Origin of the sequence: Lysinibacillus sp. OL1 (assembly GCF_004332175.1) — a bacterium.
GTDB lineage: Bacteria > Bacillota > Bacilli > Bacillales_A > Planococcaceae > Lysinibacillus > Lysinibacillus capsici.
In genome coordinates, this window is record NZ_SJDS01000011.1 from 112,592 (window position 1) to 127,071 (window position 14,480).

Annotated in this window: 19 protein-coding genes; all 19 read right to left on the bottom strand. The window is 37.6% G+C overall.

What is annotated here, in order from left to right:
- Positions 1 to 16 precede the first annotated feature (16 nt).
- A complete protein-coding gene (flhB, locus tag EW028_RS18555) occupies positions 17 to 1,105 on the bottom strand; it encodes a flagellar biosynthesis protein FlhB (protein ID WP_048391594.1) in 1,089 nt (362 codons plus the stop codon).
- Between the two features lies 1 nt (position 1,106).
- Entirely contained in the window at positions 1,107 to 1,880 is a 774-nt protein-coding gene (gene fliR / locus EW028_RS18560) for a flagellar biosynthetic protein FliR (RefSeq protein WP_004269284.1), read from the bottom strand.
- 4 nt (positions 1,881 to 1,884) lie between these two features.
- A complete protein-coding gene (gene fliQ, locus EW028_RS18565) occupies positions 1,885 to 2,154 on the bottom strand; it encodes a flagellar biosynthesis protein FliQ (protein ID WP_004269285.1) in 270 nt (89 codons plus the stop codon).
- A 13-nt stretch (positions 2,155 to 2,167) separates the two neighbouring features.
- Positions 2,168 to 2,833 carry a flagellar type III secretion system pore protein FliP gene (fliP, locus tag EW028_RS18570; RefSeq protein WP_048391597.1) on the bottom strand — a complete coding sequence of 222 codons (666 nt, stop codon included), beginning with the start codon at positions 2,831 to 2,833 and terminating at the stop codon, positions 2,168 to 2,170.
- Positions 2,830 to 3,507 (bottom strand): flagellar biosynthetic protein FliO, encoded by a 678-nt coding sequence (locus EW028_RS18575; protein ID WP_004269287.1) that lies wholly within the window; start codon positions 3,505 to 3,507, stop codon positions 2,830 to 2,832. The genes fliP and EW028_RS18575 overlap by 4 nt, the downstream gene beginning before the upstream one ends.
- 10 nt (positions 3,508 to 3,517) lie before the next feature.
- Entirely contained in the window at positions 3,518 to 3,880 is a 363-nt protein-coding gene (locus EW028_RS18580) for a response regulator (RefSeq protein WP_004269288.1), read from the bottom strand.
- A 21-nt stretch (positions 3,881 to 3,901) separates the two neighbouring features.
- Positions 3,902 to 5,125 (bottom strand): flagellar motor switch phosphatase FliY, encoded by a 1,224-nt coding sequence (fliY, locus tag EW028_RS18585; protein WP_131521896.1) that lies wholly within the window; start codon positions 5,123 to 5,125, stop codon positions 3,902 to 3,904.
- Positions 5,118 to 6,113: a flagellar motor switch protein FliM gene (gene fliM / locus EW028_RS18590; RefSeq protein WP_004269290.1), complete on the bottom strand. Its 996-nt coding sequence runs from the start codon at positions 6,111 to 6,113 to the stop codon at positions 5,118 to 5,120. The genes fliY and fliM overlap by 8 nt, the downstream gene beginning before the upstream one ends.
- 31 nt (positions 6,114 to 6,144) lie before the next feature.
- Complete coding sequence (gene fliL / locus EW028_RS18595) at positions 6,145 to 6,573, bottom strand: flagellar basal body-associated protein FliL (RefSeq protein WP_131521897.1); 429 nt, start codon at positions 6,571 to 6,573, stop codon at positions 6,145 to 6,147.
- The gene (locus EW028_RS18600; RefSeq protein ID WP_016994570.1) at positions 6,563 to 6,784 is read right to left on the bottom strand and encodes a flagellar FlbD family protein; all 222 of its coding nucleotides are present in this window, start codon (positions 6,782 to 6,784) and stop codon (positions 6,563 to 6,565) included. The genes fliL and EW028_RS18600 overlap by 11 nt, the downstream gene beginning before the upstream one ends.
- 93 nt (positions 6,785 to 6,877) lie before the next feature.
- Positions 6,878 to 7,819 (bottom strand): flagellar basal body rod protein FlgG, encoded by a 942-nt coding sequence (flgG, locus tag EW028_RS18605; RefSeq protein WP_131521898.1) that lies wholly within the window; start codon positions 7,817 to 7,819, stop codon positions 6,878 to 6,880.
- A gap of 86 nt (positions 7,820 to 7,905) precedes the next feature.
- Positions 7,906 to 8,274 (bottom strand): TIGR02530 family flagellar biosynthesis protein, encoded by a 369-nt coding sequence (locus EW028_RS18610; protein WP_131521899.1) that lies wholly within the window; start codon positions 8,272 to 8,274, stop codon positions 7,906 to 7,908.
- Between the two features lie 15 nt (positions 8,275 to 8,289).
- Positions 8,290 to 8,982: a flagellar hook assembly protein FlgD gene (gene flgD, locus EW028_RS18615; RefSeq protein ID WP_131521900.1), complete on the bottom strand. Its 693-nt coding sequence runs from the start codon at positions 8,980 to 8,982 to the stop codon at positions 8,290 to 8,292.
- Positions 8,983 to 8,984: 2 nt separating this feature from the next.
- Positions 8,985 to 10,262 (bottom strand): flagellar hook-length control protein FliK, encoded by a 1,278-nt coding sequence (locus tag EW028_RS18620; RefSeq protein WP_131521901.1) that lies wholly within the window; start codon positions 10,260 to 10,262, stop codon positions 8,985 to 8,987.
- 25 nt (positions 10,263 to 10,287) lie between these two features.
- Entirely contained in the window at positions 10,288 to 10,896 is a 609-nt protein-coding gene (locus tag EW028_RS18625; protein ID WP_009371153.1) for a MotE family protein, read from the bottom strand.
- A gap of 4 nt (positions 10,897 to 10,900) precedes the next feature.
- Positions 10,901 to 11,350 (bottom strand): flagellar export protein FliJ, encoded by a 450-nt coding sequence (gene fliJ / locus EW028_RS18630; protein WP_131521902.1) that lies wholly within the window; start codon positions 11,348 to 11,350, stop codon positions 10,901 to 10,903.
- Positions 11,351 to 12,676, bottom strand: coding sequence for a flagellar protein export ATPase FliI (fliI, locus tag EW028_RS18635; protein ID WP_066037836.1), 1,326 nt, complete (start codon positions 12,674 to 12,676; stop codon positions 11,351 to 11,353). It abuts the gene before it with no gap.
- Between the two features lie 5 nt (positions 12,677 to 12,681).
- Positions 12,682 to 13,470, bottom strand: coding sequence for a flagellar assembly protein FliH (fliH, locus tag EW028_RS18640; RefSeq protein WP_131521903.1), 789 nt, complete (start codon positions 13,468 to 13,470; stop codon positions 12,682 to 12,684).
- Positions 13,463 to 14,476: a flagellar motor switch protein FliG gene (fliG, locus tag EW028_RS18645; RefSeq protein WP_008180783.1), complete on the bottom strand. Its 1,014-nt coding sequence runs from the start codon at positions 14,474 to 14,476 to the stop codon at positions 13,463 to 13,465. Before fliG ends, fliH begins: the two co-directional genes overlap by 8 nt.
- Positions 14,477 to 14,480: the final 4 nt, after the last annotated feature.

Here is a 14,480-nt window from a genome sequence, read left to right on the forward strand (position 1 = left end):
CCTCCTACAAAAAGCCTTAAATTTTTCGCTTAATTCGGTAAACATAAGCGAGTATCTCTGCTACTGCTTTGAAAAATTCTTCTGGTACCTGATCGCCTATTTCTACCTGGTCATACATAGCTCGTGCTAAAGGTCGATTTTCAACCATTATTACATCATGTTCTTTGGCGATCAGTTTAATTTTTTGAGCAATAAAGTCTGTCCCCTTGGCAATAACACGAGGAGCATCCATACTGTCCTCATTATATTTGAGGGCAATTGCATAGTGAGTAGGGTTGGTAATAACTACATCCGCACTCGGAACCTCTGACATCATACGTCTCATCGCCATCTCACGTTGGCGTTGTTTGATTTTTGATTTGATTAGAGGGTCACCCTCACTATTTTTATATTCATCTTTAATATCTTGCTTAGACATTTTAAGATTTTTTTCATACTCATGTTTTTGATACATCCAGTCTAAAACGGATACACAAAGTAATACTAAAGAAGCTGCTATACCCATAATACCAACAAGCTTCCCTACCGTAATGAGAGTCATCCATGGACTTTTAAACGATAACGCCAAAACTTCTGGTAAGTTTGACCAAATAATAATTGTTGTAACACTTCCGATAAAACCAATCTTTAAAACAGACTTTATTAACTCCACAATGGCTTTGACAGAAAATATCTTTTTTAACCCTTTAATAGGGTCCATCTTTTTCAAATCAAATTTCATTGGCTCTAACGTAAAAAGAAAACCAAATTGCAAAAAGTTACCTGCAAGTGCTCCGACAAATGCAATTGCCATAATGGGCACAATGATAAAAGCCATTTGAATCAAAGTTTCTGTAAATAGGTGCATCACACTATCAATAGTCAGTGATTCGATGCGTATGTTATGAATAAAGGTTTGCCTGAAAAAAGCTAATAGCTCGTCACGCAAAGAGCCAGCAAAGAAAAACAAAAAGATAAATACCATTAACATTACAATGGCACTTGAAATATCTTGACTCTTGACAACTTGCCCTTTTTTCCGAGCATCCTGTCGTTTCTTAGGGGTTGCCTTTTCTGTTTTTTCACCCGCAAAAAATTGTAGCTCTAAATTCAGTAGTAGTCTCATATTATCCACCACCTAAAATGGCCATTAAATCACGCATCCCATAAATCATTATCGTAATAAGCTTTTGAATAACTTGAATCATAACGGCCATCATTGTAAATAACACTAAAAAACTAACACCAATTTTAATAGGAAAACCGACAACAAATATATTTAATTGCGGTACTGTTTTTGCAGTGATCCCTAAAGCTAAATCGACCAAGAATAAGGTCGCTACAACAGGAGCAGCCATCTGGAATGCTATGGCAAAAACTGCTGTGAAAGTTGTGATAATAAATTGAGGAAAGTTTTCGTTCATAAAACTTGGGAATTGATCCATCGGGAAAAATTGATAGCTGTAGTAGATTCCATTAAGAATCATATGATGGCCATCAATCGCTAACAATAAAAGCAGTGCTAGCATATTAAAAAACTGACCGATTAATGGACTTTGAGCACCTGTTTGCGGGTCAATTATATTGGCAATGGCAAAACCCATTTGAAAATCGATAAAGCTTCCTGCAATTTGAATTGCGGACATGATGATATAGCCCATTAGACCGAGTAATAGTCCAACTAGTGCTTCTTTCATCACTAATAATATGTAATCATCATTGAATGCAAATGGCTCAACATCAATTGTATAGTACATCATCCAAGCTAAAACCAGTGCGAGAGTAATTTTGACTTGAGGTGGAATGGTTCTATAGGAAAAAAAAGGAACCGTAGCAAAAAAGGCTGAGACACGTACAAGTACTAATAAGAAAACCGTTAAATGCGGAATTAATTCATTCATGTACTCACCCTATATATCGCGTTAAATTCTCGAATATGTCTCTCGCATAGCTTGTAACTTGAGATAGCATCCAAGGGCCAAAGAATACGATGGCCACTAAGACAGCAATAATTTTTGGTACAAATGCTAACGTTTGCTCTTGTATCGAAGTTGTGGCTTGAAAGATACTTACCGCTAAACCCGAGATTAAAGCAACTAATAGTAGCGGACCGCTTGTTAGAAGGATAATCATTATAGCACGCTCTGCAATGGAAATAACCAACTCACCTGTCATACTGTATCATCCCCTAAAAACTTTGTAGTAACGATTTCATAACGAGATACCAGCCATCAACCAGTACAAATAATAAAATTTTAAATGGCAATGAAATCATTACTGGCGGTAACATCATCATCCCCATCGACATTAATGTACTCGCGACAATCATATCGATCACTAGGAATGGAATAAAAATCATAAAACCAATTTGAAATGCTGTTTTAATTTCACTTAAAGCAAAGGCAGGTACAAGCATAGTCAGTGGGATTTCCTCCACTGATGCTGGTTTTTCTGCTTGATTATATGTTAAAAACAAATCAAGATCTTTTTGCCTAGTATGCTTACTCATAAACTCTTTAAATGGCACACTAGCACGGTCATAGGCTTCTTCTATACCAATTTCTTCAGCAAACAATGGTTGTAATGCCTCTTTATTGACCTCTTGAAAGGTTGGTGCCATGATAAAAAATGTTAAAAATAGTGCCAGCCCAATGATCACTTGATTTGGTGGCATTTGCTGTGTTGCCAATGCTGTACGCACAAAGGATAAGACTATGACTATACGAGCAAAGGATGTCATTAAAATTAAAATACTTGGTGCAAGTGATAAAACTGTTAGTAAAAGTAAGAGCTTTACAGATGTAGAGACATTCGTTGGATCGCTGTTGGAAAAAATATTGATTAAATCATTCATTTACCATCCTTCTCCTTCTGCTTCCATCTCTCTATCTCATCACTACGCTCCTGTTTTATTTCTGATAGCTTTTTTTCGAATAGATTGCCAAATGAATCTTGCTTTTGCTGCTCATTTTGCACCTTCGCGCTATCTTTTCTCTTAAACTTAGAAAATACTTCTGCAATATACGGTGATGTTGCTGCAAATTCTTGCCTTTCGTTATATAGGGCTAAAAGAGCTTCAACTTCTTCAGGGTCTGTAATTTCTCGTAAAAGCTGAACGTCTTCTCCGACCCCAACTAAATACAATGTTTTACCTACCTGTAAAAGCTGAACTGACTTTTGCGCACCTAACGATAAACCGCCTAAATTTTGTACCATTTGATTACGTTGGAAGTTTAAATTTCGTTTATTTAAAAACTTCATCAATCCATAAAATAAAGCTACAACAAAAATAAGCGCCAAAACCATTTTTATGTATTCCCATGCAGATATATCTCCAGCTGCTGTTACAGTTGTTTCTTGTTTAGCAGCTGGATCAGTCGTATCTCCATTACAAGCTTCTGGGTCTTTAATACAATCCGTGACACTATTTGTATCAGCGTCTGCATAGACAGAAGTCGGTGTCGGGTACAAAAACAGGAAGGATACAAGAAATGCGAAAATCATCGTTAAACGAAATGATTTTAACATTTTCATGCAATCATCCTAGCGCTTTTTGAATCGCTTCAATTACACGATCTGCTTGGAAAGGTTTTACGATAAAGTCTTTAGCACCAGCTTGAATCGCATCGATTACCATTGCTTGTTGCCCCATTGCTGAACACATAATTACAGTTGCACTTGGATCTGTTCCCTTAATAGCTTTAAGGGCTGCAATACCGTCCATCTCTGGCATTGTGATATCCATTGTTACTAAATCTGGTTTTAGTTCATTGTACTTTTCGACAGCTTGTAAACCATCTGCTGCCTCTCCAACAACTTCAAATCCATTTTTTGATAAAATATCCTTGATCATCATGCGCATAAATGCAGCGTCGTCTACAATCAAAATTCTTTTAGACATGGTTAACTCCTCCAATTGAAACTATCTTAAATTATTTAAACGCTCTGCTTGACTTAAAACATCTGTAATACGGACACCAAAGTTTTCGTCAATAACAACGACTTCCCCTTTAGCAATTAAACGATTATTGACTAAAATATCAACCGGTTCTCCCGCTAATTTATCCAGTTCAATAATTGAACCACTTGATAGTTCTAAAATCTCTTTAACAGAACGTTTCGTACGTCCTAACTCTACAGTAACTTGCAATGGAATATCAAGTAGCATATTTAAATTTCTAGCTTCGGATTGAGAGATTACATTTGTATCGAAGCTAGCAAACTGCGCTTGTTGCACATTTACAGGTTGTGCAGGTCTTGCTGGTTGTGCAAATTGTTGTGGCTCCTGATAAATCGGTTGCTGCATCGGTGCTGACTGCTGTTGATAAACTGGTTGTTCAGATGGTGGTGCTACAGGTATTTGCTGTTGAACAGGCGGTGGTGTAACTGGTGGAGCCTCAGGTGCAATAGTTGCTGCCACCGGTTCCTCAAACACTCCTGTTTCACCTAATAATGATTTTACAATATTTTGACTAAATTTAAGCGGTAATAATTGCATTAAATTCGAATCAATTAAATTACCAATTCTTAATCTAAATGAAACTTTCACCAGCAAATCGTCTTCTGGGATATTTTCTCGACCTTCATCTTGCGAGATGTTCATTAAATCAATTGTCGGTGGAGAAATATCTACTTTTTTGTTGAAGACCGTCGACATAGATGTAGCAGCTGAGCCCATCATTTGATTCATAGCCTCTTGAACAGCACTTAGCTGAATTTCACCTAAGTCTGGCTTAGGATTTAATCCATCGCCACCTAACATTAAATCTGCGATAATTGCTGCATCAGATTGTTTAATAACAAGTAAATTCATACCTGTCAAACCAATTGTATATTCAACTTGTACAGCTACATATGGATGAGGAAATTCCTCTTCTAATTTATTACGATTAATCATTGAAATACTTGGAGTTGTAATATCTACTTTTTGACCCAATAACGCTGAAAGAGCTGTGGCAGAGCTACCAAAGGATATATTGCCTACCTCTCCTAATGCATCTTGTGCAAACGAATCAAGGTAATCCTCCACTCGTATCTCATTTATTTCTTCATTTGTTGAAGCATCAGTGTCGTTGTTTTTATCTCCCAACGTCTCGCCCCTTAATAGCGCTTCAATTTCTTCTTGGGAGAGCATTTCATCACTCATCTTCGTCTCCTCCTTTCAAAGGGTCGATAATCTGGATTGCTAATTTTTTGCCTTTTTTACCTGGTTGAACAGTGAACTTTGGCAATGTACCTACTTTTAGTAATAATGGCGCTTCAATTTTTTGATCTAACTGTATGACATCTCCAACTTGCATTGTTAGGAAATCTTCAATAGTGATGTCCGTTAATCCTAATTCAACTGAAAGTGGTAATTGGGCTTGTTTCACACGTGTTTCAAGCATTTTTGTTTGCTCTGGTGACATCTCTTTCGTATTGGTTTGCATCCAATAGCGAACCGAAAGATTTGGAACAATTGGCTCCAATACAACATGTGGAATACAAATATTAATCATACCGCTTGTCTCACCAATTATCGTATTTAACGAAATTACGACAACCGTTTCATTAGGTGAAATCATTTGTAAAAATTGTGGATTTACTTCAAGTTCCACTAATATTGGATCAATTTCCGCAACATTTTCCCATGCTTCGCGTAAATTGTCGAATGAGCGTTCAAAAAGGTTTGTCATAATTTTTGTTTCTATTTCCGTTAGGTTATCTACATTACTATGACTTGCCCCACTACCGCCCATTAGGCGATCTAACATCGAATAGGCAATATTAGGATTAATTTCCATCAATATATTACCATCTAATGGTGGCACTTCAAATACATTAATGAGTGTCATATTTGGAATGGAACGAACAAACTCTTCAAATGGTATTTGGTCTACTGATGCAACCGTAATTTGTACATAGCTTCTAAGCTGTGCAGAGAAAAAGGTTGTCAATAGTCGTGCGAAATTTTCATGTATTCGGGTCAAACTTCGGATTTGATCTTTTGAGAAGCGAAGTGCTCGTTTAAAATCATAAACTTTAACCTTACGTCCCTCGTCCTCTTTTTTTATGTCATCCGCTGACATTTCCCCTGTCGATATAGCGGAAAGCAGCGCATCTATCTCAGATTGAGATAACACATCTCCTGCCATTTGCCCACCTCCAATTCAAGCAGTTTCTGTTTTATTGAGTAATGAAGGAGGTAAAATATACTTCCTGGACTTCTCCCTCTTGCATCAACTCATTTAATCTTGTTTTTAATGATTTTTGGAAAATTTGTTTCCCTTGCTTACCTTCTAAGTCCTTTTGCTCCATTTCAGAAAGCTCTTGAATGGCGATATTTTGCACTTGGAAAACGCGCTTTGTTAACTCTGCACCCGCTTCCTTGCTTGTCGTTTGAATTTTCAATGACAAGCGAACAACTCTTTTATCTGCAAGATTTGTCGTGATCTCTGGTATCTCCACTGTTGCCTCTACAATCTCATCAATGGACGGCTCAACAGCTCCTGTGGATTTATTAAATTGCGTAAGCAATACAAACAAAATAACCCCAATCAAAATGACTGCTACTAGTAAAATAATAATCATTGTTAGCATTTTATTATTCTTCATCTTCTTCACCTCGTAGATGCGGGTTGGATAGTATTTGTATATTGTTATAAAAGGCAGTTACCTTTTGTCGCACCTCTTCTTCACTCTCTAAAACAATTAATTTTGTTCCAGTTGTTAATGTAATAGTCGTATCTGGAAATGATTCGACTGTTTCTATGTATAAAGCATTTAATGTAAATGCTTTGCCATTTAGACGTGTTAGTTCAATCATGAATTAGGGCCGGGTCTAGCATGAGAGCCGGCCCGACCCTCCCTCATATGAAAATATGTTTGTTAAAACGTCCGTTTTGAAAGGACTATATTATTATCGTTTTAAGTTTACTAGCTCTTGTAATATTTCATCAGATGTTGTGATGATACGCGTATTTGCTTGGAAACCACGTTGTGCCACAATCATCTCAGTAAATTCCTCTGAAAGGTCTACGTTCGACATTTCAAGAGCACCTGAAACAGCTTTACCGATACCAAATGTATTACCTACACCTATTTGAACTGCTCCAGAGTTTGCACTTTCTTGGAAGTAGTTATTCCCTTCTTTTGTTAAACCTTCAGCATTCGGAAATTTAGCCATTACAATTTGACCAGCAAATTTAAGCCCTTCACTATCTACGAATGTAACTTTACCATCCGTACTTATAGACATTGATTGTGCATCTGTCGGGATTCGGATTCGGGTCCCTGTTACTTCAGTTTGTAATTCGTCCCAATCTTCCGAATCGTATTCTAGTGCCGTGCCAGCATCTTCAACAAGTGGTAAATCCACATCGTCTTCAGCTGTTCCTTCCCAACCTTGGATACCAACTACATAGTTCCCTGATGCATCTACTAAGAAACCTTGCTCATCCATATAGAAGTTTCCAGCGCGTGTGTAAGCTACACTGTCAAAGTTTTCTCCCGCAACTGATTCTCCGTCACCATCTGGATTGTATTTCGCAACCATAAAGAAGCCTTCACCCTCAACAGCAATATCCAAAACACGACCAGTAGTTTGGCGTGATCCAGATCCATGAATAGTATCAATTGTTGCTAAGCTTGAACCTAATCCTACCTGTTGAGGATTCGTACCACCTGCTGTCAAACTCGGACCAGAGGCACCTGCCTGTGTTTGCGACATTAAATCTTTGAAAATTACTCGCCCTTTTTTAAAGCCATAAGTGTTCACGTTGGCAATATTATTACCAATCACATCTAGCTTTGTTTGGAAGTTTTTAAGACCTGAAATACCTGAATACATAGAACGTAACATATGTTTTCGTTCTCCCTTCGTTTTATATAGGTGAGCTTCTATCACTCAGCATCACCAAGGCTTCCTTACGTAAGAAGGTCCAGCCTTTAAAGCACAATCGTGCCATCAATATTTGTAAATAACTGCTGTTTTGCTTCCGTGCGATCCATTGCTGTAATGACAGTAGCGTTTTTAGCACTGACAATTAAAGCTGCTTGATCCATCAAGACTAATGGTTGTTTGACACCTTTTGAGTGTGCTTCAAATACCTTATCCGATACAACCTGCCATTCTTGTTCAGTGATATTAATTTTACGCTCAATAATACGTTCATTCGCATGCTTACTCACCTTTAGCTCTTGTTTAGAAGCTTCCTGTAAATGAGCTTTAAATGATTGTTGTGTATTGACTGGCTTAGGTTGTGTGGTACGAATAGATGGATGCAAGGGTACACGATGAATTGAAAATTTATCCATCACTTTTCTCCACCTTTATTCGCTAATCACTGTAAAATCTCTATCTGTTAGTCTTTTATCATTATCTAGTACGTAATTAATGACCCCATCTTTATTGGAAACAGAGACGATTCGTCCTTTTAGTTCTTGATCACCGTCTTTATACGTTACATTTTTACCAATCAATTGGCTAGCCTTCACTAATGGAGATTCTGGTACATTATTATTGCCATTTGAACTAGAGTCGCTAGCTCCACCTAAAATACCAGATATATTACCAGGAGCAATCTCTTTCCCATCAGCTAATTTGAACACAACATTACCATCTACAAATTTAAGAGATTCAATTACGCCTGTTCCTTCATTAACCACAGGATTTCCTTTTTCATCTTTCCCCTCTGTAATCTCATGCCATTTGACTTCTTTGCCTATAAAAGTTGTATAACTCATCATCTGTGTTTGTTGCTGAGATGCTAGTAAAGATTCCATTGCCTTTGTCATATTTTGCATTTGCTCTAAAGAAGAGAACTGCGCCATTTGAGAAATAAATTCTCGATCATCCATTGGATTCGTTGGATCCTGATGCTGTAATTGTGTAATTAACAATTGTAGAAAGGCATCTTTGCCAAGCTCACTATTGCCTGTTTGCTTCACTGGCTTCTGATAATTTGAGTAATAAAGATCATCAGTTATAGCCGGATTTGTCACTTTCGTAGTTGTATCTGCCATTTTTACACCTCCTCACTTATTAAATAGTCACTAAAGGACATTCCTTCATCTTCATCATCACTTTTTTGATCCTGTTCTTCTTCCTGCTGTTGTTTAAAGAAATTATTGAAGAAGCTTTGATCACGTTGTTGACGATCGGCATCTTGCAGAGATTGTGCAATATCAAGGCGATCTACTTGTATATTTTGCTGAGTAAATGCCTGTTTTAGCTGGTGTGCTTGACTATCAAGTAATTCACGTCCATGAGCTGTAGAAGCCAGCAAACGGGCTGTAAGGACACCATCATTTTGTACAAGTTCAATACGAACCGTCCCTAGATTTTCTGGATACAATTTTATGGTTAAACGTGTAATACCTTGAGCATTCGAAATCTGTGCTCGATTGATAATAGCTTGCATTTCTTTTAGTAAAGCTTCTGATTGAGCAGGCTTCGCCGTTGGTAACGTTACATGGAATGTGTCTGGTTTCGTTTGTACAGTTTGTGGCGTAACCATGTCATTTGTAGTTGTTTCACTTTGTTTGATCACTTGGACTTGATGAACTACTTGCTGGAAGCCTTGTAATGGCAATGTAACAGTTGTTTTTGTTGTTACCTGCAAAGTTCCTACCTGCGTTTGTAATGACGTTAATAGGCTCTTCACAGTCGTTAACAGATCTTCTTGGGATGCTGTTAAGTCTGTCTTTTGCCCTACTAATTGCGCTAATTTCAACACTTGGAGAAGTTGTGATGCCTCTTTTGGTGTCACATGACCTTCACCTTGTAAAGCCGTGCTTATATTCGCCTGTAGTACCGGCGATTGAGCATCTACTAATGTTAAGAGCTCCCAAACATCACTTGCTTCCTTTTCTTCTCCTAGTAGCTGTTGAACTATTTTTTGCAGCTGCTCTTCATTAATGCCTAATGCGTTTAATATATTGTCTAAATTAAGCATTTCATCCATCGCCACTGCTTTTCCGTCTTCACCAAGCTGAAGCATTAATAAGCCATCATCGTGAGAAATCCCTAGTAAATCTAGTACTTCCTCCATTGAGTCAGCATTTAATAACGCTTGTAAATCCTCGAGTTCATTTGTTGAGAACGTCTGTGTTGACTGGGTTGTTTGGGTTGTTTGGGTTGAAGAAGTTAATACTTGCCCAAAAACAGAACCAAAATTTGATAAATTTTCTTTCTTCGGTGTACTGTCTATTTTTCCTTCAGCGTTTCCAACTGTTGTTGACTTTGTTGCTGCAGTTTTAGTAGGTACTGTTTTATTAATCATTTGCATCATTGCTACATCCACTATTTTTCACCTCCTTTCAATTATCCTACTGTTTAGCCATAAGCTCCGTATATTTTGCTGCATCTTTTGCATCCATTTTCTCTAAAATAGCTGCTAATTTATCTGGCTTTAAATTCGTTAAAATCCTCAGTGCTTCTGTATCACTCATATTGATTAAGACAGGTGCCGCAGCTTTCGGCGACATCTTATCAAATGTTGATAAAATATCGTTAAAGTCACGCTTCACATCATCTTGTTCACGATTTAATTTTTCAATTTCAAATTGAAGCTGTTCCTTTTCTGTCAGCAGCTTCTCTTTTTCAGTTATTGTTGAATCTAATTTTTTTTGAAGCTGGGTAATCTCTGCTTCTTTTTCTTGTACCTCTGCCTGTAAACTCACTATTTTAGAGTCGTTATTAACGACAGCATCCTTTGCTTGTTGTTCTTCTGAGGGGATAAAAGGTAAACTACCAATTGCCTTTTTTCCTAAATCAAAGACATTTGTATTCATTAAAGTTGCCACAACAAGCAAAACCGCTACTACAAACATAATCGGCAGTACAATCCAAGTAAAAAACTTAAGAAAGCCCCCAGATTTTTTCTTTGGTTGCTCTTCTACTAACTCTGTTGCTAATCGATTGTCTTTCTTTGCCATGAAATCACCTGATTTCTTTCTTGTTATACGTTTGTAATGAAATTTCATCTAAAAAAAGGCTTTCTATACGATCTTGCTCTTGTTGGAAATGCTTAAAATCCTTTTCTCTCATTTTTTCAAATTTACGTACTTCCAAGTTTTTTTCTAATAGTTTTTCTTCGTGCCAATTCATCTTTGCACGAGCTTGTATCACTTTCTGTTGTACATCTGCAATTGTTTTTTCGAGACTATCAATAAAACGACTATAATGATGGATTTCATTTATGGATGAACCAACCATTAAACGCTCTTGCTGGAATGCAATTAAATCTTCTTTCTTTTTTAGCAATTCATATAATTTCGTTGCTATTTCTTCAAAAGAACGGACAGATTCCTTATAAGCCATTTCGGTTTCGTTTTTTTCTTGTTCGCGAATTGTTAATACTTTTTCAAAACGATACACATAACTGACCATCTATTTCGCACCACCGTTCGATAATGTTATTAACTCATTGACACTTTCTTCAAGTGTCACTTTATCTAAGTAACCCTGTTTAAGATAAGCAGTAATGAGCGGTTCATAATGAATTGCTTCATCAATTTCTTTAGAGGTTCCTCTTTTATAAGCACCAATATTGATCAAATCCTCTGATTTGTCGTAAGTATAATAGAGTTCTCTTAATCGTTCAGCAGCTTTCTTATGAGTTGGCTCTGCAACATGATTCATCAAACGACTCACACTTTTCAAGACGTTTATGGCTGGATATTGCCCTTTGTTGGCAAGATTTCGATCCAATACAATATGACCATCTAATATCCCTCGCACAGTATCCGCAATGGGCTCATTCATATCGTCACCATCTACTAAAACAGTATAGAATGCTGTTATAGAACCCTTTTCATTAGTGCCTGTACGTTCTAGTAATTTAGGCAATATCGCAAAAACAGAAGGCGTATAACCTTTTTGTGCTGGTGGTTCTCCTGTGGCAAGTCCAATTTCACGTTGTGCCATAGCCACACGTGTCACGGAATCCATCATCAGCATGACATTTAAGCCTCGATTTCTAAAATATTCGGCGATTGCTGTAGCTGTAAATGCCCCTTTAATCCGCATTAATGCCGGTTGATCAGAGGTAGCTGCAACAACAATCGATCGACTTAAGCCCTCAGCACCCAAATCACGTTCGATGAATTCCCGAACCTCACGACCACGCTCACCTATTAGCGCAATGACATTCAAATCTGCTTGTGTATTTCTTGCGATCATACCAAGTAAAGTACTTTTACCTACCCCTGAACCCGCGAAAATACCAACACGTTGTCCATTTCCAACTGTTAGCATACCGTCAATTGCCTTGACTCCCACTTCAAGCCTTTCATTAATTGGTGGACGAGTTAGTGGGTTTGGTGGATCTTGCTCTGTAGGGACTGTCATGAGACCTTTAGGTAATAGAGTGCCATCAATTGGATTTCCCATAGAATCTAATACTTTGCCGATTAACTCAGGACCCACTTTTACTTCCAGTGGGGCTCCCGTTCCTTCGACAAGGCAGCCAATAGATATTTCACGTAAAGAGGTAAAAGGCATCAAGACGACTATTTCATCTTTAAAGCCAACGACCTCTGCTAAAATAATCTGGTGTCCATGATTTACAGTTTCCACATGAATTTTACAGACATCACCTATAGAACTATCTGGACCTTGCGACTCAATCATTAAGCCAACAACTCTAGTAACCCTACCGAACTTTTTAAAAGTTGGGATATGCGGAATTTGTTCAATTAATTGAGCCGCTTTCATCAAGATCATTCCTTACTCTCTAATATTTCATGTAACTTTAATCTCAGTGCATTTAATTGCTCATCGATGCTAACCATAATTCGCCCATGATTTGTTTCAATATAGCAATCTGTCTCATTATCTAAATCTTCATTAACAAAAATCATAAATGGTACGTCTATTGGGAACATTTCTGCTAATTCATCTCGGTTGGTCGTAATTAAAGCATAATAAGCTGGCGAAACATAAATTTTAATTTCCTTCATTTCTCTTGCTTCTTTCAGCCCTCTACGCACAATCGATACAAATAGTTCGTTATCCTGTTCTAAAGAAGTACCAATAATTCTTTCTGCCGCAGTTAAACCTAACTCTAAAATTACCGCTTCTTGATCCTCAATATATTTTTGAGCATTTTCTTTCGCTAACATCATTATTTCGTTCGCTGTTTGAAGTGACTGAGCCATTGCTTCGGTGGCCTTATTCACGCCATCTTCATAGCCTTGTCCAAATCCCTCATCATAAGCTTCTTGAACACGATTGGGTCTCTCTTCCTCCCAACTTAGCTTTAAATGTTCAATCTCTTGAAAGTGCCTATGCTTTTCCTGTTCAAACATCTCTCGTTCAGCTTGCAAAGCAGTTCTTGCTTCAGTAAGTAAACGATCTCGCTCTGCCACGACTTCATCCAACGTTAATTGATGCTGAGGAGGCTCTTCTTCTTGGTATTCTTCCATCGCTTCAAACATATCGCGGATTTGAATTTCTTTGACATTATCGCTATCAGATTTAGTGTAAATAGAACGGATGATTCTAGACAATGACGTCATCTCCTCCACCACGAGCAATAATAATCTCTCCAGCATCCTCTAGACGACGAATAACAGCAACAATTCGAGATTGTGCCTCCTCTACGTCACGTAAACGTACAGGTCCCATAATTTCCATTTCTTCTTTAAATGTTTCAGCCATACGTTGTGACATATTACGGAATATAATATCTTTTACCTCTTCACTTGATACCTTCATTGAAAGCAGTAAGTCTTCGTTTTCGCAATCACGAATAACACGCTGAATGGAACGATTGTCGAGTGTAACAATATCCTCGAACACAAACATACGTTTTTTGATTTCCTCTGCAAGTTCTGGGTCTTGTATTTCCAGTGCATCGAGTATTGTTTTTTCTGTTTGTCGATCTACTCCATTTAAAACTTCAACGACTGCATCAATACCGCCGGTTTCTGTATAATCCTGCGTAACGGTTGATGATAATTTACGCTCTAACACAGATTCAATTTCGCTAATCACTTCTGGTGAAGTCGATTCCATGACCGCTATACGTTTAGCAATGTCAGCTTGTACTTCCTGTGGTAAAGAAGATAAAATAACCCCTGCTTGCCCTGCCTCTAAATAAGAGAGGATTAGGGCAATTGTTTGAGGATGTTCATTTTGGATAAAGTTAAAAATTTGCGCTGGATCAGCTCTTCTAGCAAAATCAAACGGGCGTACTTGTAAAGAAGATGTTAGTCGATTGATGATTGTTTGTGCTTGTTCTACGCCAAGTGCTTTTTCTAATACTGTTTTTGCATAGCCAATACCACCTTGTGTGATATAGTCCTGCGCGAGTGCAATATTGTGAAATTCTTCAATAATTTCTTCTTTTACATTTGATTCTACTTTTTTAACACTTGAAATCTCTAATGTTAAACGTTCAATTTCTTCCTCTGTTAAATGCTTATAGACAGAAGCTGAAACTTCAGGCCCTAATGAAATTAACAAGAGAGCGGCCTTTTGTTTTCCGGTTAATTCTTTATCTTTCTTGGACACAGCC

Excerpts from the sequence above, each read along its gene's own strand:
- EW028_RS18580 (WP_004269288.1), bottom strand. The coding sequence starts at position 3,880 with ATGTCTAAAAGAATTTTGATTGTAGACGACGCTGCATTTATGCGCATG.
- fliL (WP_131521897.1), bottom strand. The coding sequence starts at position 6,573 with ATGAAGAATAATAAAATGCTAACAATGATTATTATTTTACTAGTAGCA.
- fliM (WP_004269290.1), bottom strand. The coding sequence starts at position 6,113 with ATGGCAGGAGATGTGTTATCTCAATCTGAGATAGATGCGCTGCTTTCC.
- EW028_RS18575 (WP_004269287.1), bottom strand. The coding sequence starts at position 3,507 with ATGTTAAAATCATTTCGTTTAACGATGATTTTCGCATTTCTTGTATCC.
- flgG (WP_131521898.1), bottom strand. The coding sequence starts at position 7,819 with ATGTTACGTTCTATGTATTCAGGTATTTCAGGTCTTAAAAACTTCCAA.
- EW028_RS18625 (WP_009371153.1), bottom strand. The coding sequence starts at position 10,896 with ATGGCAAAGAAAGACAATCGATTAGCAACAGAGTTAGTAGAAGAGCAA.
- fliR (WP_004269284.1), bottom strand. The coding sequence starts at position 1,880 with ATGAATGAATTAATTCCGCATTTAACGGTTTTCTTATTAGTACTTGTA.
- fliQ (WP_004269285.1), bottom strand. The coding sequence starts at position 2,154 with ATGACAGGTGAGTTGGTTATTTCCATTGCAGAGCGTGCTATAATGATT.
- EW028_RS18610 (WP_131521899.1), bottom strand. The coding sequence starts at position 8,274 with ATGGATAAATTTTCAATTCATCGTGTACCCTTGCATCCATCTATTCGT.
- fliJ (WP_131521902.1), bottom strand. The coding sequence starts at position 11,350 with ATGGTCAGTTATGTGTATCGTTTTGAAAAAGTATTAACAATTCGCGAA.
- flgD (WP_131521900.1), bottom strand. The coding sequence starts at position 8,982 with ATGGCAGATACAACTACGAAAGTGACAAATCCGGCTATAACTGATGAT.
- fliP (WP_048391597.1), bottom strand. The coding sequence starts at position 2,833 with ATGAATGATTTAATCAATATTTTTTCCAACAGCGATCCAACGAATGTC.
- fliY (WP_131521896.1), bottom strand. The coding sequence starts at position 5,125 with ATGAGTGATGAAATGCTCTCCCAAGAAGAAATTGAAGCGCTATTAAGG.
- flhB (WP_048391594.1), bottom strand. The coding sequence starts at position 1,105 with ATGAGACTACTACTGAATTTAGAGCTACAATTTTTTGCGGGTGAAAAA.
- fliI (WP_066037836.1), bottom strand. The coding sequence starts at position 12,676 with ATGAAAGCGGCTCAATTAATTGAACAAATTCCGCATATCCCAACTTTT.
- EW028_RS18600 (WP_016994570.1), bottom strand. The coding sequence starts at position 6,784 with ATGATTGAACTAACACGTCTAAATGGCAAAGCATTTACATTAAATGCT.